At 62.2% G+C, this 22,402-nt stretch carries 24 protein-coding genes and 1 other RNA gene; 11 read left to right on the top strand and 14 right to left on the bottom strand.

Features of this window, described 5'->3' with window-relative positions:
* Positions 1-39: 39 nt before the first annotated feature.
* The gene (locus tag HF931_RS07640; protein ID WP_273242862.1) at positions 40-759 is read right to left on the bottom strand and encodes a hypothetical protein; all 720 of its coding nucleotides are present in this window, start codon (positions 757-759) and stop codon (positions 40-42) included.
* A 228-nt stretch (positions 760-987) separates the two neighbouring features.
* On the opposite strand from HF931_RS07640, the gene HF931_RS07635 reads away from it, so the two are divergent.
* Together HF931_RS07635 and HF931_RS07630 are read left to right on the top strand one after the other, a co-directional pair.
* On the top strand, positions 988-1,890 hold the full coding sequence (locus HF931_RS07635) for a DMT family transporter (protein ID WP_035546927.1): 903 nt from the start codon (positions 988-990) through the stop codon (positions 1,888-1,890).
* Complete coding sequence (locus tag HF931_RS07630) at positions 1,890-2,639, top strand: peptidoglycan recognition protein family protein (protein ID WP_273242860.1); 750 nt, start codon at positions 1,890-1,892, stop codon at positions 2,637-2,639. The genes HF931_RS07635 and HF931_RS07630 overlap by 1 nt, the downstream gene beginning before the upstream one ends.
* On the opposite strand, the gene HF931_RS07625 is transcribed toward HF931_RS07630, so the two are convergent.
* The gene (locus tag HF931_RS07625) at positions 2,618-3,562 is read right to left on the bottom strand and encodes a YhjD/YihY/BrkB family envelope integrity protein (protein WP_273242858.1); all 945 of its coding nucleotides are present in this window, start codon (positions 3,560-3,562) and stop codon (positions 2,618-2,620) included. The genes HF931_RS07630 and HF931_RS07625 overlap by 22 nt on opposite strands.
* Positions 3,563-3,728: 166 nt before the next feature.
* On the opposite strand from HF931_RS07625, the gene HF931_RS07620 reads away from it, so the two are divergent.
* Positions 3,729-4,262 carry a low molecular weight protein tyrosine phosphatase family protein gene (locus tag HF931_RS07620; RefSeq protein WP_273242856.1) on the top strand — a complete coding sequence of 178 codons (534 nt, stop codon included), beginning with the start codon at positions 3,729-3,731 and terminating at the stop codon, positions 4,260-4,262.
* Between the two features lie 12 nt (positions 4,263-4,274).
* Here the strand turns inward: HF931_RS07620 and HF931_RS07615 are convergent, their stop codons facing one another.
* Both HF931_RS07615 and HF931_RS07610 read right to left on the bottom strand, forming a co-directional pair.
* Positions 4,275-5,453, bottom strand: coding sequence for an acyl-CoA dehydrogenase family protein (locus tag HF931_RS07615; protein WP_273242854.1), 1,179 nt, complete (start codon positions 5,451-5,453; stop codon positions 4,275-4,277).
* A gap of 59 nt (positions 5,454-5,512) precedes the next feature.
* Positions 5,513-7,036 (bottom strand): amidohydrolase family protein, encoded by a 1,524-nt coding sequence (locus HF931_RS07610; protein WP_273242852.1) that lies wholly within the window; start codon positions 7,034-7,036, stop codon positions 5,513-5,515.
* Between the two features lie 86 nt (positions 7,037-7,122).
* On the opposite strand from HF931_RS07610, the gene HF931_RS07605 reads away from it, so the two are divergent.
* Both HF931_RS07605 and HF931_RS07600 read left to right on the top strand, forming a co-directional pair.
* A complete protein-coding gene (locus HF931_RS07605; RefSeq protein ID WP_273242851.1) occupies positions 7,123-7,761 on the top strand; it encodes a TetR/AcrR family transcriptional regulator in 639 nt (212 codons plus the stop codon).
* 68 nt (positions 7,762-7,829) lie between these two features.
* Positions 7,830-8,645, top strand: a complete 816-nt coding sequence (locus tag HF931_RS07600) for an enoyl-CoA hydratase/isomerase family protein (RefSeq protein WP_273242849.1) — start codon at positions 7,830-7,832, stop codon at positions 8,643-8,645.
* Positions 8,646-8,666: 21 nt separating this feature from the next.
* On the opposite strand, the gene HF931_RS07595 is transcribed toward HF931_RS07600, so the two are convergent.
* The gene (locus tag HF931_RS07595; RefSeq protein ID WP_273242847.1) at positions 8,667-9,551 is read right to left on the bottom strand and encodes a LysR family transcriptional regulator; all 885 of its coding nucleotides are present in this window, start codon (positions 9,549-9,551) and stop codon (positions 8,667-8,669) included.
* 267 nt (positions 9,552-9,818) lie between these two features.
* Here HF931_RS07595 and HF931_RS07590 point away from each other — a divergent pair, with 267 nt between their 5' ends.
* Together HF931_RS07590 and rnpB are read left to right on the top strand one after the other, a co-directional pair.
* The gene (locus tag HF931_RS07590) at positions 9,819-10,664 is read left to right on the top strand and encodes an alpha/beta fold hydrolase (RefSeq protein ID WP_420537732.1); all 846 of its coding nucleotides are present in this window, start codon (positions 9,819-9,821) and stop codon (positions 10,662-10,664) included.
* Between the two features lie 68 nt (positions 10,665-10,732).
* Positions 10,733-11,128, top strand: an RNA gene (gene rnpB, locus HF931_RS07585) — RNase P RNA component class A.
* Positions 11,129-11,340: 212 nt separating this feature from the next.
* Here the strand turns inward: rnpB and HF931_RS07580 are convergent.
* Positions 11,341-11,688 (bottom strand): DUF1428 domain-containing protein, encoded by a 348-nt coding sequence (locus HF931_RS07580; RefSeq protein WP_273242843.1) that lies wholly within the window; start codon positions 11,686-11,688, stop codon positions 11,341-11,343.
* Positions 11,689-11,882: 194 nt separating this feature from the next.
* On the opposite strand from HF931_RS07580, the gene HF931_RS07575 reads away from it, so the two are divergent.
* Complete coding sequence (locus HF931_RS07575; protein WP_273242842.1) at positions 11,883-12,275, top strand: hypothetical protein; 393 nt, start codon at positions 11,883-11,885, stop codon at positions 12,273-12,275.
* A 67-nt stretch (positions 12,276-12,342) separates the two neighbouring features.
* Here the strand turns inward: HF931_RS07575 and HF931_RS07570 are convergent, their stop codons facing one another.
* The 4 genes from HF931_RS07570 to HF931_RS07555 all read right to left on the bottom strand — a co-directional run bounded on the left by HF931_RS07570 (position 12,343) and on the right by HF931_RS07555 (position 15,856).
* Positions 12,343-13,005, bottom strand: a complete 663-nt coding sequence (locus HF931_RS07570) for a DUF2959 domain-containing protein (protein ID WP_035546962.1) — start codon at positions 13,003-13,005, stop codon at positions 12,343-12,345.
* Positions 13,006-13,095: 90 nt separating this feature from the next.
* Complete coding sequence (locus HF931_RS07565) at positions 13,096-14,118, bottom strand: threonine aldolase family protein (protein WP_273242840.1); 1,023 nt, start codon at positions 14,116-14,118, stop codon at positions 13,096-13,098.
* On the bottom strand, positions 14,118-14,870 hold the full coding sequence (locus HF931_RS07560; RefSeq protein ID WP_273242838.1) for an SDR family oxidoreductase: 753 nt from the start codon (positions 14,868-14,870) through the stop codon (positions 14,118-14,120). Before HF931_RS07560 ends, HF931_RS07565 begins: the two co-directional genes overlap by 1 nt.
* The gene (locus HF931_RS07555) at positions 14,867-15,856 is read right to left on the bottom strand and encodes a calcium/sodium antiporter (RefSeq protein WP_035546972.1); all 990 of its coding nucleotides are present in this window, start codon (positions 15,854-15,856) and stop codon (positions 14,867-14,869) included. The genes HF931_RS07560 and HF931_RS07555 overlap by 4 nt, the downstream gene beginning before the upstream one ends.
* Positions 15,857-16,121: 265 nt before the next feature.
* On the opposite strand from HF931_RS07555, the gene HF931_RS07550 reads away from it, so the two are divergent.
* Complete coding sequence (locus HF931_RS07550; RefSeq protein WP_273242835.1) at positions 16,122-16,595, top strand: NUDIX domain-containing protein; 474 nt, start codon at positions 16,122-16,124, stop codon at positions 16,593-16,595.
* A 368-nt stretch (positions 16,596-16,963) separates the two neighbouring features.
* On the opposite strand, the gene HF931_RS07545 is transcribed toward HF931_RS07550, so the two are convergent.
* The 3 genes from HF931_RS07545 to HF931_RS07535 all read right to left on the bottom strand — a co-directional run bounded on the left by HF931_RS07545 (position 16,964) and on the right by HF931_RS07535 (position 19,739).
* Entirely contained in the window at positions 16,964-17,620 is a 657-nt protein-coding gene (locus tag HF931_RS07545) for a CDP-alcohol phosphatidyltransferase family protein (RefSeq protein WP_035546979.1), read from the bottom strand.
* 67 nt (positions 17,621-17,687) lie between these two features.
* The gene (locus tag HF931_RS07540) at positions 17,688-18,620 is read right to left on the bottom strand and encodes an Hsp33 family molecular chaperone HslO (RefSeq protein WP_035546983.1); all 933 of its coding nucleotides are present in this window, start codon (positions 18,618-18,620) and stop codon (positions 17,688-17,690) included.
* A gap of 78 nt (positions 18,621-18,698) precedes the next feature.
* A complete protein-coding gene (locus HF931_RS07535) occupies positions 18,699-19,739 on the bottom strand; it encodes a radical SAM protein (protein ID WP_273242833.1) in 1,041 nt (346 codons plus the stop codon).
* Positions 19,740-19,770: 31 nt separating this feature from the next.
* On the opposite strand from HF931_RS07535, the gene HF931_RS07530 reads away from it, so the two are divergent.
* Positions 19,771-21,045, top strand: coding sequence for an MFS transporter (locus tag HF931_RS07530; RefSeq protein ID WP_273242831.1), 1,275 nt, complete (start codon positions 19,771-19,773; stop codon positions 21,043-21,045).
* 1 nt (position 21,046) lies between these two features.
* Here HF931_RS07530 and argF read toward each other — a convergent pair whose 3' ends face one another.
* A complete protein-coding gene (gene argF, locus HF931_RS07525; RefSeq protein ID WP_273242829.1) occupies positions 21,047-21,985 on the bottom strand; it encodes an ornithine carbamoyltransferase in 939 nt (312 codons plus the stop codon).
* Between the two features lie 190 nt (positions 21,986-22,175).
* Between argF and HF931_RS07520 the strand changes: the two genes are divergently transcribed.
* Positions 22,176-22,367 carry a hypothetical protein gene (locus tag HF931_RS07520; protein WP_035546997.1) on the top strand — a complete coding sequence of 64 codons (192 nt, stop codon included), beginning with the start codon at positions 22,176-22,178 and terminating at the stop codon, positions 22,365-22,367.
* Positions 22,368-22,402: the final 35 nt, after the last annotated feature.

The following is a 22,402-nucleotide window of genomic DNA, read 5'->3' as shown; positions in this document are numbered from 1 at the left end:
ACGAGACCAAGTGCGGGACAACGTAACGGTCCCACGGGTTCACTGGGAAGACTCCCGCGTCGAGCTGTAACCCGGATAGCGCTGTTTCTGGATCAACACCTTCGTCGCTTCGCTGGGGCGCGCAATCAATGCGTCCTGAGAGATGTTCACCACATACTCGAACCCGTCGCCCATCGGCTGATAGGTGGCTGAGCCGTATTGCGCATCAATGCCAAACCGCCCTCCCTGCTCCTGCGCCATGCGGTGCACGTCAAAGCCGGGATTGGCGGCCAGCGCGATTCCATTCGTCGTCGCCTCGGTCACCGCTTCCGGCGTGAACCGGCGCGACAGGCGACCTTCGATGAAGTCGAGGCGGTAGATCGAGTCATAGCCAAGCATATTGGCCATGGGTTTGAACTTGATCACCTGCGCGCCGATTTCGAATTCATTGCCACGCAGGATCGGCTGGGCGCCATTCTCTTCCAGCAGCTTGCGGCCATCCGAGAAGGTCAGGTCCAGCACATAGGCGTTCTCTTCGCCTTCAACGGCTTCGAACTTGATGTTCGCTGCATAGCGTTCCTTGGTCAGGCGCTGATAAGTCTGCAGATTCAAGCCCGCAAAGGCCACGACGCCCGCCAGCGCCAGAAATGCGACCCCGAAGGTCAGCCGGAACGCCCCGGAACCCGCTTTCAGTTTTGCCAGTTTTCCGAAGCCCGCAAACAGCAGCATCAGGCCAATCACGGCCGCGATTGCTGGCAATATCCACCAGATCAGTCCCATTCAACCACACCTCCTGATAACAGGTCCGGATCGGCCCCGCCTTCCACCTGCCAATGACTATAACAGCTTCTTAACGTTTGTTTAGCGCATCGCGCAGCCTTCCGTTCCCTCGCAGTCCCCACCTGACTGAAAGCTGAACATGGTCATTTTTGAAGCAGTCGAAAACGACGCAAAGGAAAGTTCTATTTCCCCTGCCCAGTCCGGATAAATCCTGCTAACGCCCAGAATATGTCATTTCGCGATTTCGTCCTTCTCTTTGCCGTCTGCCTCGTCTGGGGCCTAAATATCGTCTTCACACGCTGGGTCGTCGCCGATGTCGGCGTGCCGCCCATCTTCTTTGCGGCCACGCGTTTTGCAGGCGTCGCCGCGCTTCTGGTCATGTTCCTGAGGCCAAAGCCTGAAGACCTGAAAATGCTGTTCCTCATCGCCATGTTCATTGGCGCGGTACATTTCTCCCTGTTGTTTATCGGCCTGCAGAGCGCAGAGGCGTCCGCGGCGTCCATCACAGGACAGCTCGGCGCGCCCTTCTCGACCCTGATGAGCATGGCATTCCTTGGCGAAAAGATTGGTTGGCGCAGGGGGCTCGGCATCATGCTGTCCTTTGCGGGCGTCGTGCTGATCGCCTTTGATCCGTCCAGTTTCTCAATCTCGATCGGCCTCATCTACATTGTCGTTGCGGCCTTTGTGGGCTCGGTGGGCGGAATCCTGATGAAGCGGCTCCCCCCGATCAAGGCGCTTCGCCTGCAGGCCTGGGTTGGCCTGTTCAGCTTTGCACCGCTCTTCATCACGTCCGGCCTGCTGGAGACTGGTCAGCTGGAATCCGTTATGCGCGGCGGCTGGCAATTCGGGCTTGCCTGGCTGTTCGCTGTGGTCGGCGTGTCGATCTTCGGGCATGGCGGGTTCTATTCCCTCATCAAGAAGTACGACATTTCCCTCCTGACCCCATTGACCCTGATGACGCCAATCTGGGGTGTGGTCTTCGGCATCATCCTGCTGAACGAGCCGATTTCCGCCCGGCTGGTGCTCGGATCGGTCATTTCGCTGAGCGGTGTGCTCGTCATCGCAGTCCGCCAGAACAAGACCCTGCCGGACGCGGCCATTATCAAGAAGCTCGGCTCCGGAGGCAGCTGATGCAGATCGAACACGTCGCCAGCCCGAACTTCAACGAGCGCAAGCACCCGCTCGACATGCTGGTGCTGCACTATACCGGCATGGCGACGGGGGAAGACGCGCTGGAGCGCATGTGCGATTCGAAGGCAGAAGTCTCTGCGCACTACATGGTCTGGGAAGATGGCCGCATCACGCAGCTCGTCGAAGAGGACAAGCGCGCCTGGCATGCAGGCGTCGCCAGCTGGCAGGGACAGCAGGATCTGAACTCCCGCTCCATCGGCATAGAGATCGTCAATGGCGGGCATGATTTCCGCGCGCCGGATGGCAGCCTGCCGCCCTATCCCCGACCGCAGATCCATGCCGCGCTGGATCTCGTCCACGACATTCTGGGCCGCCACGCCATCCCCGCCACGCGCATCCTCGGCCATTCCGACATCGCCCCCCTGCGCAAGCAGGATCCCGGCGAACACTTCCCGTGGGAGCGCCTCGCCCGCGCCGGCATCGGCCTCTGGCCGGATTTCGACGGCACGACGAAGGAGGTCATCGGCAAGGGGCTCGAACGCGGCGCGTCCGGCTCCAGCGTCTGGCGTCTGCAGACCATGCTGTCAGAGATCGGCTATGGTTTCGACGTGACAGACATCTATGGCGAGACCTGCGAGAACGTGGTCACCGCCTTCCAGCGCCGCTGGCTGCCAGAGCAAGTCACCGGTCAGGCGGATTTGACCACGCTGCGCCGCATCGGCGTCATTCACGCGCTGTTTGCGGCCTGATCGGCTGGCGCATCGAGGTCTTCCTCGTCTGGCTCCGCAATCACCTCTTCCCGTTGCATGCGCGCAGCCCACTCAACCGCTAATGCCGCGCCGAACAAGAGCGATGACACCGAAACCGACAGCCAGATAAAGCCGAGGATGACCGAGGCCAGCGCGCCATAGAATGTGTCCAGCGAACTGAACTTCAGATAGAGGTGATACCCCCAGGTCGCGATCAGCCAGGCCAGAGCGCCTGCCGCCGCGCCCATCGCCTTGGCCCGGTTGCCGGAGATACGCCCATGCAGGGACAGGGCGATGATCAGGTAGAAGACCGCGAAACAGGCGAGCCCCTTCCCCAGCCACAGCGTTGAGGCAATGTCAGAAATCGTCTGCGCCACATCATAGGCAATGTAACCATCGCGCTCGGTGATCAGGGACAGGATCAGCTGCAACGCGCCCAGGATCCAGACGGACAGGATGAGCAGAGCGGTCATCAGGATCGAAACGCCCTGAAAGCGGATAATCCGTGTCCGTCGCTCACTGCCCGCCACCATGCGGATACCGGTGATGGCCGCCTTCGCCCCGGAGCTGGCCGTGTAGAACACGACGATCACTGCCAGCAACGCCCGGAAGGTGACGCCCTGCGGCGTGGACTCATGGATCACGTCGAGATCAGCCTTGCTCAGCGGCGCAACCGCCGACACCAGAACCTGGTCCACCGTATCGCCCAACTGGCGGCTGAGATCCGCCGGCAACAGCGCGAACAGCAAGGTCAGCGTCAGATAGACAATCGGAAAGATGGAGAACAGCGCGTAAAAGCTGATGCCCCCGGTCACGATCCGCACTTCCGGCTTGGACAGGCGGACAATGGCGCACCAGAGCGGCGCAAACACCCAATGCCGGATCGGCGCGGGCACTGGCAGGGATTTGATCCAGTTCAGCATGCGGCCTCCTTCGCGACGCTTTCTATATGGGGCAATTCGCTGGCCGCTCCCAGCCTGCATGGGTGATTTCGCCTCCCCATCTTGCCGAAATGCCCTGTTCCGGGCTATGACGCGCCTATTCCTCGTATTGCCGCGGCTGCTGATCCGCACAATCGAGGACAAGCAAATGACACACCCCGAAAACCGGGCTGCGCGACGCGTGGCCGCTCGCAAGCATGGCGACCGCAAGCGCGCGCCGACCCATCGTGGCTTTGAGGAAAAGAACTGGAAACTGCTGTATCTGCGGCATAACAAGCTGCACCGTGCGCGCCAGCTCGGGAAAATCTGGCCGCCAAAGGAATGGAAGAAACTGATGGCAGACATCGAACCGGTCAACGTGCTCTTCATCTGCTCGAAGAACCAATGGCGCAGCCCTACGGGCGAAGCCGTTTTCGCGCGAGTGGACGGCGTGGCCACCCGGTCTGCCGGCACGGCGAAATCCGCCCGTCGGCAGGTTTCAGTGGGCGATATCCGCTGGGCTGACGTGATCCTTGTCATGGAAGACAAACATGCCAACCGCCTGCGCGCAGACTTCCGCCAGGAAGTCGCCTACAAGCGGCTGCACGTGCTCGATATTCCGGACGATTATCAGTATATGGATGAAGACCTCATCGCCCTGATCCGTGAAAAAGCAGAGCGGCTGATCTTCCCGAATGGCTGAGGGCGCGCGCCGTCACACCATTCCGGCTTCGGTCGGCAGGTCCAGCAGCAAACGGCCGGTCAGCTCCCATGTCGCAGGCGCAGTCACAATGTGCTGCGTCATGGCGTGGGAGTCCCGGAACCGGCGCTGAAGGTCAGAGGCTTCAAACAGGGCCGCGCCGCCGCCAAGGTCATACAGCGCGCGGCAGATATCCGCGCCGGTGCGCGTCATGTGCGTACACGCCATGCGCAGTGCCGCGCGCCGCTCTACCGGAATGCCCTCGCCGGGCTTCACGTCACGCGCCACACTCCAGGTCTCGTCCAGCTCCGCCATCATGTAGGCGCGGGCGGCCCGCCATTTCGCTTCGGCCTCCGCAAACGCGGCCTGAATGGTCTGGCGCTCGGCCAGCGTCTTCTTGCTGCCCTGGCTTTTCTTTCCGGCGGCCAGCGCCTTGAACGCATCAAGGCTGGCTCGCGCATTGCCCATCGCCACCGCAGACACGCCCAGCGACAACAAACCAAAGGGCGGGAACGTATAAAGCGGCCCGGTCTCGTGCGGCGTATCCGTGATAAGGGACACTGAGCGCGCCTTCGGCACAAAAATACCGTCTACGGACAGGTCGCCGCTGCCCGTCCCCTTCAGGCCCATGACATGCCAGGTATCGTGCAGCGTCGCATCGCTCGCCGGGAAGACCATCATCCGCTGGTCCGGCGCGCCGGAGGGCAGCCGCTTCATCTCACCATTCTCGAACACCATGCAGCCCCCGGCCAGCCAGCTGCAATTGGCCGATCCGGAGCCCCACTGCCAACGGCCGGTGACGCGATAGCCATCGCCCTCCACCTCGGCCCGGCCCATCGGCGCGAACACGCCGCCTGTGATCGTCATGGGCGAGGCATAGATCTCCGCCGCCATGTCCGGCGCCATGTAGGCCGCATTCATGGATGTCGTGCAGGCAATCATGGAACACCATCCCGCGCTCGCATTGGCCCGCGCGATCCGCTCCACGCCCTCAACGAATTCCCGCGCCGACAGCTCCAGCCCGCCATAGGTTTTTGGCGTCATCATGCGGAACGCCCCGGCCCGCGCCATCTTTTCCGCAAGGTCTGCCGGCAGGCGGCGCACCTCTTCCATCTCGGCGGCCCGCTCGGCCAATTCCGGTGCCAGCGCGTCCAGCGCTGCCATCATCGAGTCGTAACTTTCAATATCGAACATAGGGACAGCTATACCAGCCGCCCTTGTTCTGCACAGCCCTGACGTTGGGCGATGGGACCCTAGAATTGCTCCAGCGAAACCTTCCGGCTCGCATCATTGGCGGCTTTCACCGACTCCAGCAGCCCGTCCAGCGCGGCGCGGTCCAGACGGCGGCCATCCAACACGACCATGTCGATGCCCTGCGTCGCAGCAATGTCCTCAAGGGGATTGTCGCGCAGCAGAACAAGATCTGCCTCTCGCCCGGCTTCGATACGCCCGGCATTCGTGCCCATATAGTCAGACGGCACGGACGTGGCCGACGCCAGGATTTGCGCCGGGCTCATCCCGGCCTCCTGCAGTGCGACGAATTCCTCATGCAAGGAAAAGCCCGGCACACGCACCGGCACATTGGCATCCGTCCCCGCCATGATCGGCACACCCGCCTCAAGGAATGTGTCGAACAGGATGTGCTGCGCTTCGGCATAGGCCTGCCAATAGATCCGGCTGCGGGCCTTGCGATCATCATCCCACTGGTCAGGCCAGCGATAGATGTTGACCTCCGGCATCCACCCCATCCCGCGCGAGGTAATCACCGTGCCCTCGGCAATGCCGGGATTCTCGTACGCCAGCTCCGCGGCATCAAGCTCCGTGTGCAAGTCCAGCTTCTGGCGCTGCAAACTGTCGATCAGTTCCATCGTGGAGGTCACGGAGATGCCATGTTCGATCATGCGGTCTGCCACCTCGTCGCTCCGCTCCCGGACATATTCGAGGAACGCCTCCGCCTCATCAGGCCCGTATCCGCCAAATTCCCGGTCCAGAGCCTTCACGAACTCTTCAACATGCGCCACTTCGCTCTGGTTCGACGCCCAGAGGTCATGCAGACCGACGGCAACCGGCAAATGCCCGACCAGTTTGATGCCCTGCGCGCGGGTCGCCTCGCTCATCGCCTCATAGCCGGCCTTGTCGAGAAAGCTGCTCGCCTTCAGCGCGTCATATCCCTTGGCCGCGAAATCCTTCACGGCGTCGTGCACTTGGTCGTCCGTACGCACGATGGTTTTGCGCTGGGTCCAGCCGACAAAGGCGCCCTCCATTGGGCCGAAGGTCGCAAATTGCGGCGCGACAGCGAAGATGTCCGGCCCTATCCGGCCGTCTTCAATCTCCGCCCGCCAGCGCAGATTGACGGGCACCGTGTTCATGTCGCGCACCTGTGTCACGCCATTGGCGACATATACCAGAAGGTCATTCTCGCTTTGCCAGAGATGGATATGGGAATCCGTCAGGCCGGGGATCAGATAGCGCTCCTGCCCGTCGACCGTCTCCAGCCCCGCCGGCACGGAGTCTGCGGGCATGACAGACCGGATCAGGCCTGCATCCACCACGACCGCCTGCCCCGGCAAGAAGGCATCCCCCTCCGGCGACAGCACGTTCACATCCACCAGCGCATAGGCATCCGGCCCCGGTGGCGGCAGGTCCGGCTCGGCCACTTTGACAAAGGCCCCATACATCCGGTTCAGCTCGCGATCGATGAAGACATAGGTCGACACCATGCCCACGAGAGCAATCGCGCAGAGCGCCAGACCAATTCGAACAATCCATTTCAACATCACAGACCCATCTATCTTGTCACTGTCTAGATTTTCCTTTAGTCAAAATATCTAGACAGTGTCAAGTTATGAATTATGGTACGCACATGACCGCATCAAAGACCGCTTCGCGCCGCGCCTCGAAAGACCGCTACCATCATGGCGACCTGAAAATGGCGCTCTTGCGCGCTGCTGAGGCAGAGTTGGCGGAGAATGGCATCGAATCCTTCTCCCTGCGGGCCGTTGCCAAACGGGCCGGCGTCAGCCACGGCGCGCCCGCGCACCATTTCAAGGATGCGAAAGGCCTGCTCACCGCCCTGGCCGCCTCCGGATTCCGGCGACTGGTCGAAGCGCAGGAGAGCCGCCAGGCTGAGGCAGGCAACGACGCGCATGCACAGCAGATCGCGGCGGGCCTCGGCTATATCGACTTCGCGCTGGAAAACCCGGCCCTGTTCCGATTGATGTTCACGTCGGAGAAACCTGACCGCACCGTACCGGATCTGGGAGACGCCTCCATCGCCGCTTACGAAAAACTGCAATCCGGTGTGCGCAGCGTTGTCGGAGAGAACCCGCCGGATGATCCGGGCGCGATGAAACTCATCATGGCGTCCTGGGCGACGGCGCACGGGCTGGCCGATCTCATCGTTTCTGGCCGGGCCGAACGCCCCCTGAATTTCAGCAATCTCTCCAAGAAAGAGCGCGATGCCCTGTTGTCAGAAATGATGGGCCGGCAGCTGCTCTCCTGACGCATGGTTGACTTCACGCCGCTCGCCGCCTGATCCTGCCTCCAACTAGACACCGGACGGGAGGGAACATGCCGGACTCACCAATTACAGAACGCTTCAGCGACTTCATCACGCTGGAGCGCGCAGGCCGCCTCGTCACCGTCACTTATGATCGCGGCGACGGGCTGAACGCGCTCTCCGTTCAGGGCATGACCGAACTTCGCGATGTTGCCCGCGCGCTGGCCGATGACGATACGAGCTCTGCCATTGTGCTGACCGGCGCGGCCGTCTTTTCCGCCGGCGCAGACCTGAAAGACCCTGACCGCAAGGACCGGGGCGAGATGACCCTGCTGGAACAACGCAGCGCCCTGAAGCTCGGCCCGGACATGTGCCAGGCCTGGGCTGATCTTGAACAGGTGACCGTGGCCGCCATTGAAGGCTTCTGCATTGGCGGTGGCCTTGCCCTTGTCGCCGCCTGCGACCATCGCATCTGTGCGGATACGGCCTATTTTCGCCTGCCGGAAGTGCCGCTCGGCATGAATATGAGCTGGCGGTCCGTGCCGCGCCTTGTTGCCTTGATGGGGCCGTCGCGCGCGAAACAGCTGATCCTGCTGGGCCGCAAGCTGACCGCGCAGACTGCGCTGGACTGGGGCCTTGTGGACGAAATAACGCCGCCCGGCAAAGCGCTCAGCACCGCGACAGACCTTGCCCGCGATTATGCCGCCCTGCCCCCGATCGCGCTGCGCATGACGAAACAGGCCATCGACACAGCCGCCCAGCCACTGGCCCACGCGACCAGCTATATGGACCGCGACCAGTTCCTGCTGACCAGCCAGTCCCATGACCAGGCCGAAGCCATCCGCGCCTTCCTCGAAAAACGCACCCCCGATTTCGCCGGCGACTGACGCATCACTGGCGCGCGGGTGTCAGGCTGCGATCGGCGCAAGCGCCTGTTTGAGTGCTGCAATGAACAAATGTACCTTGGGCGGAACAAGGCGATTGGTCGGATAGACTGCCCAGATATCAAGCGGCACGGGATGGGCTGTTTCGCACGCCATCGCTATCAGGCGTCCTGCGTCGAGATCATCGCGAATGTTCCAACCCGACAGAACTGCTACGCCCATCCCGTCAAGACAGGCCTGATGAAGGGCCTCCAGCGTGTTTGAAGTCAGCCGCCCCGATACGCGCTGCCGGAAACGGCCCTCCAGCCCGACGAAGTCCCAGTACGACGTACCGGTCAGGACGAGACAATCGTGCCCGGCGAGGTCCGCGATCGTCCCCACCCGGCCTTTTCGGGCGATGTAGTCCGGCGAGGCGCACAGGATGCGTGGACTGTCGGCCAGCCTGCGCGCCACCAGCGTACTGTCATGCAAGTTCGCAATCCGGATCGCGAGGTCCAGACCGTTCGCGACAATATCGATCAGACTGTCGGTCAACAGCAGGTCCACACGCAGCTCGGGATGCGCCTCCAGGAATCCCGGCAGCATGGGCGAAATGACTTTGCGCCCGAAGGGGGCCGACGTGGTCACCCGCAGCAATCCCGTGGCTGTGACCGAAGCTGGGGCGACCGCAGCACGGGCATGCGCCTCACCCTCAAGCATCGCTTGTGCGTGAGGCAGAAAAGCCTCTCCTTCCGGCGTGAGGGATAGAGCCCGCGTCGTCCGATGGATCAGCCGCACATTCAGTTCCTCTTCCAGAGAGGACAGGCGTCGAGAGGCAATCATAGGCGAAACGCCGAGATGCCGCGCAGCCGAGGCCAGACTGCCCCGGTCATGCGCGAGAACGAAGACAGCAACATCTCCCAGATGCATTGTATCGGATTCCTATATGCCGGCCTATCACTTCATCAGACTACAGCAGGATGCCTTTGCAAACTAGACTCTGGCCCGGCTCGAGACTTTCCCGCGAGGTGACTGAACATGACCCGTCCAAAACATCCGCCTGCCGGAATTTCGCGCCGGGACGCCCTGTCGGGCAGCGTGGCCCTCACCGGCGCCACCCTCCTGTCGCCGCTCGTCATGACGTCCGGCTGCCAGACCCTGCCCGCAGCCCTTTCCCACCCATCCGGAGACCCCACAATGACCTCTGACTCTTTCGCCATCGCCAAGGACGGCACACGGATATTCTTCAAGGACTGGGGCCCGCGCGACGCCCAGCCGATCATGTTCCATCATGGTTGGCCCCTGTCATCCGACGATTGGGACGCCCAGATGCTCTATTTCGTCGACAAGGGCTACCGCGTTGTCGCGCATGATCGCCGGGGCCACGGCCGGTCGGATCAAGTCAGCAGCGGCCACGACATGGACCATTATGCCAGCGACGCCTTTGCCGTGGTCGAGCATCTCGACCTGAACAATGTCGTCCATATCGGCCACTCCACCGGCGGCGGCGAAGTGGCCCGCTATGTCGCACGACACGGCCTGCCCAGTGGGCGCGTAGCCAAAGCCGTGCTCGTGGCGGCCGTACCGCCCCTGATGCTGAAAACCCCGGCCAATCCGGATGGCTTGCCTCTTGAAGTGTTTGACGGCTTCCGGGCCGCGCTGGCCGCCAATCGCGCGCAATTCTTCCGAGATGTGCCCTCCGGTCCCTTCTATGGATTCAACCGGGACGGCACAGCCCCGCAGGAGGGCGTGATCCAGAATTGGTGGCGCCAGGGCATGACGGGCAGCGCCAAGGCGCACTATGACGGCATCAAGGCCTTTTCCGAGACCGACCAGACCGAGGATCTCAAGGCGATGACCGTGCCAACGCTCGTCCTGCATGGCGATGACGACCAGATCGTTCCCATTGCCAACTCGGCCCTGAAGGCGGTCGAACTACTGCCCAATGGCACACTCAAGGTCTATCCCGGCCTGTCCCATGGCATGCTGACGGTCAACGCCGACACCCTCAATCCGGACCTCCTGGCCTTTATCAAGGCCTAGTCAGTCGGCCCGGCGCAGCTTCCCCGACTGGCGCCGGGCCGCATTTCCGCCTATACACCGCGTCTTGACCAGACGGCCGGGCAGCCGCTGGCAGGTTGGTAACGGCCTGTTGGAGGAAAGTCCGGGCTCCAGGGAAACAGGGCGACGGCTAATGGCCGCCCGGCGCGAGCCGAGGGAAAGTGCCACAGAAAGCAAACCGCCGCGGCTCATCCTGAGCTTGTCGAAGGACGCCGCGGTAAGGGTGAAAGGGTGGGGTAAGAGCCCACCGCGGGACTGGCGACAGGACCGGCATGGTAAACCCCGCCCGGAGCAAGACCGAATAGGGGGCGCGCATGGGCCGTTTTCCGCCCGCGCCCCGGGTGTGTCGCGTGAGGTGCCTGGCAACAGGCATCCCAGAGGAATGGCTGCCAGATCCCTGCGAAGGCAGGGACGAACAGAACCCGGCTTACAGGCCGTCTGGTCTTTTTCCCCGGTCGCGCAAAGCGCGACAATTCGATCGAGGATCGAATTGAGGGGAAACAGGCCCGCAGCGTAAGCAAGGGCTACACCCCGATGACGCTTCGCGTCATCATTCGATCGAGGATCGAATGAAGGAAGAAAAGGCCCGAAGCGCAAGCGAAGGCTGCTCCCGGCGCCGCCACACGGCGCTCGATACGATTTCAAACCGCCGCGGCCCCTAAGCCTCCAGCATCGCCTCGAACCCGCCATGAATCAGCCGCGAGCCATCAAACGGCATGGACATGCCCTGCATGCGTTCGTCTGCTTCCATCTTCGCCCAGGCCGCATCCCGCAACTCTTTCGAGGGCCAGGTCACGAAGGACAGGACAATGCCCTCCCCCTCCTCGCGCGCGACGGCCAGATGCATGGACGTCTTCTTGCCCTCCGGCACATCGACGCCCCAGCATTCCATCACGCTCAGCGCGCCAAGCTCTTTCATCATGCCCGACATCATCTTCGCCTGTTCCAGATAGGCCGCCTTGTTCGCCTCTGGCACCGCCGCCAGAAACCCATCGACAAATGTCATCTCATTTCCTCCTCAAGGCGCACCCCGGCACCACGGCCGACACCATAGCGCAACATCTGGCGACAGGCGACGATTGTGTCGTCCACCGGTCCATACACGCCTTGTCCCCCTGAATTCCGGTCGCATCCTGCAGCGCGCATTGATCCGGACGGGAACTTTATCCCCCTCCTGGAAATCCGGTGTATCATGACCGCATGACTGGCCTGCTTGCCCCTCCTGCGCAATTGCCACCACACCTCCAGCGCTTTCGCGTCTGGATCTGGCTGCAGCTGGTCATGCTGCGCCTTTATGTGTGCGCTGTGAAAGGGGCGCGGGCATCTTTCCTGACCGGAATTGACAGGAACGGAAATGTCCACATCGTCGCGATTGGCGATACCCTGGCAGAGCGCCGCGCTGCGCCGTGGCGCTTCACGCCGTCAAAAGCGTTTCGCATGGCCATGTCCGAAGATGAGGATGTGGCAGTGGGGATCTGCTCGCCCCGTCCAAAGACGAAGCCCGGGATTGACTTCATGGTCCCCTCAATCCCGAATCCCGGGCTAAGCCGGAATGAGCAGAACACGGCAAATCTGCCCCTGCCAGAGACGTGACAGAAACGCGTGTTCTGAAATTCGGTTCCCGGAAAAGCGCCTTGATTGGCGTCAAACGTGCAGCTTGTTACACGGTTCCTGCCTGCATCTCCGCGATGAAGGCATCCGCCTCGGCAATCGAGCGCTCCATTTCTGCAATCAGGGCCGCCACATCGGTTTCAATGTCGCGCGTCTCATCCCCCAACGCCGCAATCGCCCGGGCGTTCAGATTGTGCTTCAGGAACAGGACGCGATCCTTGAACACGGCCAGGACCGGATCCATCGAAGCCGCCGCCCGGTCCATCTTGTCGACCAGTACGGAATAGCGCTCTCGCGTGGCTTCCAGCTGGTCCGCCGAGGCGCGGCGCAGGCCGGGATCGGAATATTCTTCCAGCTCCTTGCGCCATTCCACGAACAGGTCGCGGGAGACGGCTTTCATGTCCTTGATCCGGTCACGCACCCGATCGGCCTTCGCTTCAGACCGTTCATAGGCCCGGTTCAGGGAGTCATAGGAGGCTTCGAGTTCGCCGCCATCGAAATTCACAACATCGCGGAACGCTGCCAGCGCATTGGTGAATTCCTGCTTGGCCTCCGCCTGCGCGTCCGATGCTTCGTTCACGCGCGACACCAGCAGATCCCGCTTCTGGTATCCGAACTGCTCCATCGCGCCATAATAGGCCGTCGAACAGGCAGAGAGTGTCGTGGTGGCGAAAACAGCGGCGAGCATGGCCGCGCGGATGCGATTGGACATGATGGACAAAAACCCCTTCCCGAAGATTCCAGCCGGCCCTCTTTGCCGTGCGTCGCCCCATCCGTCCAGTCCGGACAGGAAAAGCGGGGGTCAGGCGTCCAGAACGCTCAGGAAACGCTCGATCTCTGTGTCCTCGGTGGCCCAGGAACAGACGAAGCGCTGGCTGCCACCCATCCAGGGATAGAACACCGCGCCCGCCGCGCGCAGCGCCGTGACCTGATCGTCGGGCAGCATGGCGAAGACTTCATTGCCCTGCGGCTCGAACGCCAGGGATACACCGCGCGCCACCAGGCCATCGGCCAGCTTCCGGGCCATGCCGTTTGCCTGCGCCGCCAGATCCAGCCACAGGCCGCCCTCCAGCATCGCCTCGGCCTGCGCGGAAAGGTACCGCATCTTGGGCGGCATGTGGCCGGACCGCTTCGCCCGCGCCTCCAACTCGCGTGTCTTTTCCCGCGCCTTGCCGAACAGCAGGATGATCTCGCACCCCATCGCCCCGGTCTTGGTCAGGCCGAAGGTCAGCACGTCCACGCCAGCTTGCCAGCTCATCTCCGCCGCGCTCGCTCCGGTCGAGACCAGCGCATTGCCCAGACGCGCCCCATCCAGATGCACGATCAAATCCGACGCATGCGCCCTGGCCGCATAATCCGTCACCTCTCCCACGCTATAGGCCGTGCCGTTCTCGGTGAGGTTCGTCAGGGACAGGACATGCGCTGGGGTTTCATGCACGAAGTCATGATTGATGCGCGCCAGGGCCTCATCAAGTTGCGCAGAGCCGATCTTTCCATCCGGCCCTGGAAGCAGGTGCAGCTTGCCTCCGCCGGAAAAGAATTCCGGCGCGCCGCGCTCATCCACGGCGATATGGGCCCCGGCATGACACAGCACTGCGCCGGTCGGCGGGCAGAAGCAGGACAAGGCCAGCGCATTCGACGCCGTGCCGGACGCCGTCAGCCAATAGTCGAAATCGTCTGTACCGAACACAGTCGCCAACTGGCCCCGCAAACGTCTTGTCACCCGGTCATTGCCATAGCTCGACTCGAGGCCGGAATTTGCGGCGAGCACCGCTTCCAGCACTTTCGGATGCGCGGGCGCAGACGTGTCGGACGAGAAATTCATCAGATCTGCGTGTCCGGCGTTTGCCACATCAGGTGCTGGCCGCCATCACTGGCGATCATCTGTCCGGTAACGCTGCTGGCTGAGACCAGGTATCGCAGCGCATTGACGATCTCGTCCGGGCTGGAGCCCTGCCCTGTCAGCGTGGCCGCGGTCTCGGCTGCAAACTCGTCTTCACTCTGATGTTTCGACTTCAGCGTCGGTCCCGGCCCGATGGCGTTGACGCGGATGTTTGGCGCCAGGGCCTGCGCCATGGTTTTCGTCGCCTGCCAGAGCGCGGCCTTGGACAGCGTGTAGGTGAAGAAATTCGGGGTCAGCTTCCAGACCCGCTGATCGATCAGATTGACGATCAGGCCCGGCGCACCTTTCGGCAGGGCATCCGCAAAGGTCTGGGCCAGATGGATCGGCGCGCGGAGGTTCGCGTTCATGTGCTTGTCCCAGTTCTCCCGCGTATGGCTGGAGACCGTGTCCTCATCGAAGACCGAGGCCGAATTCACAAGCAGGGACACGGGCTGTCCGACCTTCTCCGCAGCGTGCAGGATCAGCTCAGCGGTGGCCACCTCATCCGACAGGTCAGCCCGCATTGTGACGGCGTCCCCGCCGGCCGAACGAATGGCCTGAGCGGTTTCCTCTGCGCCGTCAGCGGAGGAATTGTAGTGGACGATTACCTGCCAGCCATCGGCGCCCAGCGCTTCGGCCATGGCCCGGCCCAGCCGCGCCCCGGCGCCCGTGACCAGCGCCGCGCCCGGCTTCATGCCGGCGCGCTCTGGAACAGGCCGAGCAGGTTCACCCCGTGAATCAGGCCGTAGATATAGGCGGCATAGATCAGCAGCATCAACACTCCCATCAGGCGGCCAAGGCGCGCGCGCGTCAGGATGAACCCGCCGATCAGCAGCGCCGCAAAGGCCATGACCCAATGATCATATTGCGTGAAAGTCGGCGCAATCTCAATCGGCCCGAAGAGAGAGATGATACCACCCGCCCCGAGAATGTTGAACACGTTGGAACCAAGCACGTTGCCGATGGCCACTTCGCCATGCCGGCGCAGCGCCGCCGCGATGGCCGCGCCGATTTCAGGCAGGGAGGTTCCGAACGCCAGCAGGGTCAGGCCGATCCATTCCTGAGGCACGTGATAGAATTCAGCGATGCCCACACCGCCCGCGATGATCAGATGCGCGCCGAGGACGAGCCCCCCAATGCCGAGCACGATATAGGCCAGCGACCGGCCAAGGCTGAGCGGGTCGTGTTCCTCAATCTCGATGCCGGGATCTTCGCCCGACGCCACGGCCTTGCGCGCCATGTAGAAGGTGATCACGCAATACGCCACGAGAATGGTCAGGAACAGGACACCACCGAGGAAGGTCAGCGGTCCCATCGCCGTCAGCAACATCCAGACAACCGTCGCCACCAGCATGGCCGTCAGCGCGCGTCCCTGCCCGTGCCCGCCAGCCACGAACGGCATGATCAGCGCCGGGATGCCCAGCACCAGGAAGATGTTTGCAATGTTGGAGCCGACAATATTGCCCAGCGCGAGACCGGCCCGGTCTTCCAGCGCAGCATTCAGGGACACAACCATTTCCGGGGCCGATGTGCCGAAGCCGACAATGAAGATACCCGCGATCAGCTTGGAGACGCCAAACCGTTCGGCCACGGCGACAGCGCCGCTTACCAGGAAATCCCCCGCAAACGCCAATATGACGAGCCCCCCGATCAGGGCGGCGATCAGGGAAAAATCAGGCATGCGCCGGGCTCGCTCCTAGTCGAGACGCTTGTATTCAATGAAGTTCAGGATGCCGAATACGATTACAATTGCGGCAATGGCAATCAGAGAGGGATGGATGATCATGGCGCCGTCTCGCTGTTGTTTTCTTGAGCATTTCCATGCTTTCGCACCGCTCTTAGCGTGCGTTGCCGGGCTTGGCGAGCCCGAATTCTCAGGAAGTTTGCATTCCCTTTGCGAGTTTTTTCACATTAGCCCTGTAATTCCCACGGCGTAAGGAGACCTCATGTCCTGGCTCAGAACCCGGCTTTTTCATGCCTATGCCCGCCTGCGCCGCCCCATGACGATGGGTGTGCGGGGACTGGTCGAGAATGAGGACGGGCATATCCTTCTGGTGCGCCATACCTACATTTCCGGCTGGCACATGCCTGGCGGCGGGGTCGAGCGGAACGAGCCCTGTGTCGAGGCGTTGCGGCGCGAAATCGAGGAAGAAGCGGGAATCCTGATGACTGGCGTGCCGGTGCTGGCAGGCGTTTATTCCAACCACGCCTCATTCCCGAATGACCACGTCATGCTGTATCACGTGCCCCCAGGTATCTGGACACAAGGCAAGGCAACGGCGCTGGCCGAGATTGCGGAAATCCGCTGGTGCCCGCCTGATGACGTCCCTGACGGCACGACCAATGGCACACGGCTGAGGCTGGCAGAATTCTATCAGGGGCAGGCCCGGTCACCTTATTGGTCGGGCAAGGCCCCTTAGCCGTCACGCCCCCGCCATTGCCAACAGCGCCGGCAGGCACAGGAAAGCCAGCGCGGCCAGCGCAACAATGACCAGGCGGGTCGTGGGGGAGAGCCGTGATCTCATACGCACCTTGTCGGCGCGGATTGAGTCTCAATGCAGGCAGATTGTCGGAAACTTCGTGGAATTGCAGTTCAGCGGAAAGATTCGCAGATTGAGGGAACCTTTGCTCGCGTCGCCTATTGCTTGATCGTGGTGGGATGGGAACGCAGAGCATTCCACTACAAGACGAGCCCCGTGTCGGAGCAGGGTCCCCCCTCTTCCCGCTCCGGACCGAGTGTGGAACGCTGGCTTTCTCCCCCTTGAGTCAGCGTTCCTTTTCTTTGGGTCTAGTCAGGTGAGCCCGATCCGGCAGCTTTCATGTATTGCCCAGCCGTCCACCAGGACAGCGCCGCTGCAACCCAGAGCAGGCCAACCACGGTCACAATCGCCACGATCGCCAGCACATCGGACCCCGTCGCCACGTCGCCATCAAGGCTTGGGCGAAGCGTGGCCAGTGGCAGCATCAGGCCGATGATCGCCGCGAACTCGAATCCGGTTTTCCACTTTGCCAGATTGGACGGGACAATCGCGGAGCGCCCGCGCGGCGTTGCCCGGAACCATGTCATGAACACATCCCGCGCGATGATCATCGCTGCAGGCACATAAATCAGCCAGGATCTGAATTCGAGCGCGAGCCCGAACAGCGCTGCGGCAATCAGCAATTTGTCGGCAATCGGGTCCAGCCACACACCGAACCGGCTGTGCGCCTCCAGTTTCCGGGCCAGCCAGCCATCCAGGAAGTCGGTGATGGCTCCCGCGAGGAATGCCAGGAACGCAAACTGGTACCAGAGCTGTTGCAGGGTTGCCCGCCGAGACAATTCCTCTGGCGACAAGCCGGTCAGCGTCAGGTCCAGGCTGCCCGCCTGCCAGAAGCCGACCAGAACGAAACCGGCAAAGACGCAGCGGGCAATGGTCAGCGCATTGGGGAGCCATTTGAAAGTCATGGCTGCCACCTCTGCCAGTGCCCGCGCGCCTTCGCAATCACGAAACTGTGGAGGTTGCCCTCCCAGCCTAATTCGTATTGCCGGTCACATCCTCAATCGCGATGTCGTAGTGCCGGTTGCAGAACTGGCAATCGATGCCCAGCGTGCCATCCGCTTCGGTCATCTCTCGCAGGGAGTCATCCGGCATCTGTTTCAGCGTCTCGACCAGCCGTTCCTGATTGCAGGTACAACGGTCATCCAGCGCCTGCGGCGTTTCCATCGTGACGCCCTGTTCGTGGAACAAACGGTAGAGCAGCTGCTCCATCGGCAGGTCCGCATCGGCCAGCTCACCATCGGTCAGCGTTGCAAACAGGGCTTCGGCTTCGCGCCACGCCTCTTCGGTTTCACCGCGCGTTTCATCTGCTGCGATCCGCTGCACCATCATGCCGCCGGATACCCAGACCGGATTTCCATCCTTGCGGTCCAGCTCGGCGACGGACAGTTTCAGGCGCGTCGGAACTTGTTCTGACATGGCAAAATAGTCTTCCGCGCACTCGCTCAGCGTGCCCTTCGACAGCGGCACGATGCCCTGATAGGGCTGGATCGCCGGATTGTCCTGAATGATGATCAGGCCAAGCCGTCCGTTCGGGCCGAACAGCTGGGGCATGTGCGGGGCATCGCCCTTGTTCACCTTGTCCAGATGGGCCCAGGCCTCGGCATCGAATTTGGCATAGCCGCGCACACCGCCATCAGAGCGATACTCGCCGACCAGCATGGACACCGGGCCATCGCCTTCGGCCTGCACCAGAAGGCGCCCCTCGAATTTCAGGGACGCGCCGACCAGCGTCGCAAGCGTCACGGCTTCGCCAAGTATGCGGGCCAAATTCTTCGGATAGTCATGCCGATGCAGGATGCCCGACAGGCTGCCCTCGCCCATGCGAACGGCGCGCCCGCGAATGGGACGGTCTACAATCTGGAAGTTCGTGACGAAATCGGTGACGGCGTAGGTTGCGTCAGTCATGGGAGGACACCTCGAATTGGCGTCCCCATGTGGCAGCGCCCCGCCCCTATCGCAAGAGGCACGCCTGCGCGAGCCCGATCAGGCCGAACAACTGCCGCCGCCCAGCACGCAGAAACTGGCGCACCAGGGATGGTTCAGCTTGACCGGATCAGCCGTCGCATCCGACAGCGTATCGCCAAGCTCGAACGCAGGGTCGTCCACCAAGAGTGTACAGGCGGTCACCGTGGCCTTGCCCGCGCCCTTGCGGCGGATCACCATGCGCTGGTTGGCGCACATGATGTCGTCTGGTGACTTGTTCAGGATGCCCCAGCAATCTGTCGTGATCTCGGGCGGATCATCGCGCGCGATCATCTCCGGGAACAGGACAAGCTGTTTGGTGTCGGACGGGTCGAGGCTCAGTCCCAGAGATTGGGCCAGCGCGCCATAGGCGGCGCGGGCGGTCGCATCATCCTCTGTCAGGGCCTGGCGTCCGGCAATCGCCACCTGTACGCCGCGTTCACCAAGCCATCGGAGGCCTTTGCACGCCTCTTCAAAAGCTCCCGACCCGCGCTCCTCATCATGAACAACCGCCTCGTGGGAATCGAGGGACGCGCGCAGGATCATTCTGGAGCCATAGGTCTCGGCCAAACGCTCCAGGCCCTGCTGGATGCGAGGGCGCATCATCGGACGCATCGCATTGGTCAACAGCAGTAGGCTGTGCCCGTCTGCCAGCACGTCTTCCATGATGCCCAATATCTCCGGGCACATGAAGGGCTCACCGCCCGTGATGCCGATTTCTATGGGCTTGTCGATTTCATCCAGAAACGGCCGTACATCCGCGCGGGTGAGATAGACGAGCCGGTCGTTGCGCGGTGAACTCTCGATGTAGCAATTCACGCATTCGATGTTGCAGAGCGTGCCCGTGTTCAGCCACAGCGTTTTCAAACCTGTCCAGCCGACGCTGGCGCGCGTCTCGCCCTTGGCGGTGACATCGGGATCAGAGAATTTGGCGGGGTGAAATTCGCTATCGGCCATGCTTCCATGTGTAGCGTGATCTGCGCGCCCTTCCAGCAGTTTTGTCTGAACACACTCAATCGTGAATGTTGCCACCTGACAGGGCCGCGCTATTTTGCGCTTCATGGCTGAAAACACTCAGGAACTTGTCTTTGAAATGCTCACCTCTGGAGATGAGGGGCGTGTTTGCAAGGACATCCCTGACAGTGCCTGCAAGGAAGAAGCGGGCAATTTCTTCACGCATGTCACCAGCCTGTCGACCAGCAAGATCTCCGACGGCCTGATAGATCCCAAGCTCGTGCTCAGCTGGCTGCTGACCACAATTGGCGCCCCAACCTGGCTGATCGGCCTGCTCGTGCCGGTCAGGGAGGCTGGCGCGCTGTTGCCGCAATTGTTCACCGCCGCCGCCCTGCGCGAGCTGCCTCAGCGCAAATGGGCCTGGGCTGCGGGCTCTGCGGTACAGGGACTCTCGGCGGCCAGTATGGGCCTCGCCGCCTTCTTTCTCGATGGGGCAGCTGCAGGCTATGTCATCCTGATCGCTCTGGCCGTGCTGGCGCTCGCGCGCTCGGTCTGTTCGGTGACCTACAAGGATGTGCTTGGAAAGACCGTCTCGAAATCGCGTCGGGGTACGGCCACGGGAACGGCCAGCACGGTCGGCGCCGCAGCTGTGCTGGTCTATGGCGGCTTGCTCACCGTCGGCTGGATCGACCGGATGAGCCTCGTCATTGGCGGCTTGCTGCTCGCCGGTGGCCTCTGGATGACGGGCGCGGCCCTGTTCACGACGCTGAAAGAGGAGCCGGGCTCCACCGAAGGCGGCGGCAACCCGATCAAATCCTTCCGGGACAATTTCCAGCTGCTCGCCGAGGACAAGCAGCTGCGCCGGTTCATCCTGACGCGCGGCCTGCTGATCTCCACGGCGCTGGCCCCGCCCTTCATGGTGGCGCTCGGCACGGACACTGAAGAGGCCAGCCAGATGTTTGGGGGTCTGGGACTGCTCGTCATCGCCTCAGCCGGGGCGGGCCTGCTCAGCTCCTATGTCTGGGGACGGCTGGCAGACCGGTCGAGCCGGAAAGTGCTGATCCTGACGGCTGCGGCGGCCACGCTCGCCTTGCTCGCAACACTCGGCCTCAACGCGGCAGGATTGCTGCAGGATATCTGGGCGCTGCCGCTGGTCCTGTTCGTTCTGATGATCGCCTATCAGGGCGTGCGCCTGGGCCGTTCGACCCATCTGGTCGACATGGCCAGCCAGGACAACCGCGCGGCCTATACGGCGCTGTCGAACACGATCATCGGAACGCTGCTGATACTTGGCAGCGGCTTCAGTGTTGTGGCGCACATGGCGGGAGAGGCGGTCGTAATCGGTTTGCTCGCCCTGATGAGCGCGCTGGCCATTCCGGTCGCCTTCGGTCTCGAAGAAGTGCAGGACAGCTAGGCTATTTGCCGAGGCACCAGCGCAGCACGGCCTTCTGGGCATGCATACGGTTTTCGGCTTCGTCAAAGACAAGGCTTTGCGGCCCGTCAATGACTTCGGCGTCGACCTCCTCACCGCGGTGAGCCGGCAGGCAGTGCAGGAATTTCGCACCGCCAGCAGCCAGCTCCATCAGCTCCTCGGTCACGGCATATGGCTCGAGGATTTCCAGACGGCGTTCGGCATCTGCGTCACCCATCGACACGAATGTGTCCGCAATCACCACATCCGCGCCAGCGACAGCCTCTTCCGCCGTGTCGTACAAATCGATGCGCCCCTGCAGGTCGCGGGCGATCTCGATATCCTCGTCATCCGGCGCAAAGCGTGGCGGCGTGCCAACGGCCAGTGAGAACCCGAACTTCGCCGCCGCATGAATGAAGCTGGCGCAAACATTGTTGCCGTCACCAACCCATGCGAGGCGCGCGCCATTGAGGGTCAGACCATGCTCTTCCAGCGTCTGCAGGTCCGCCATGATCTGGCAGGGGTGAGACCGGTCCGTCAGGCCGTTGATCACGGGTACGCTGGCATTCTCGGCAAAGGCCTCAACGTCTGAATGATCATTGGCGCGGATCATCACCGCGTCGACAAAACGCGACAGAACGCGCGCTGTGTCCTCAACGGTTTCGCCGCGGCCAAGCTGCATGTCGTTGGATGTCGCCGTGATGGACGACCCGCCAAGCTGACGCATGGCCATGTCGAAGGAAAAGCGAGTCCGCGTCGATGATTTCTCGAAAATCATCGCCAGCGTGTACCCTTCCAGCGGGGCGCCCGTGTCGACCCGTCCCTTCGGCCAGCCTTGTCGCGCCTTCTTCATCGCATGGGCCATGTCCAGGATTTCGCGCAATTCTGCGGATTCCAGATGCCAGAGGTCAATGAAATGGCGCGGGGTGGCGGATGAGGTCATTCAGAGAAACTCCTGAAACGGGAAAGCGGGCCAGATACTCCGTTTTGAACAATTATTCCAGTGACGGCGGGGGATTTCACCCTGAATCCTCAAACATGGACGAAATCTAATTGAGAATGACTTGCAAGAGGCCGCAAGGTGTGAAACAAGAGTTTTGAGAACGACTCGCAAATAACTGATGGAGCGTCCCATGTGCCTGCCGATCGATGATGCCGCCATGCTGTGCTGGCTGAAAAGCCAGAAGAGCGTGCTGGAAGCGTGGCGGAACGAGTTAACGGAGCGACCTGACACAACCGACACGATGATCAATCGCGTTGAGCAGCACTATACCTGGCTCAGCGAGGAAATCTCTCGCCTCGACGTTCACAGGCAAGCCGCCTGATCCTGCTTTGCCGCAGCGCGGGGCGAGGTTTGCCC

This window comes from Hyphomonas atlantica corrig. (assembly GCF_017795365.1).
GTDB lineage: Bacteria > Pseudomonadota > Alphaproteobacteria > Caulobacterales > Hyphomonadaceae > Hyphomonas > Hyphomonas atlantica.
This window is presented reverse-complemented; position numbering and strand designations above follow the sequence as displayed.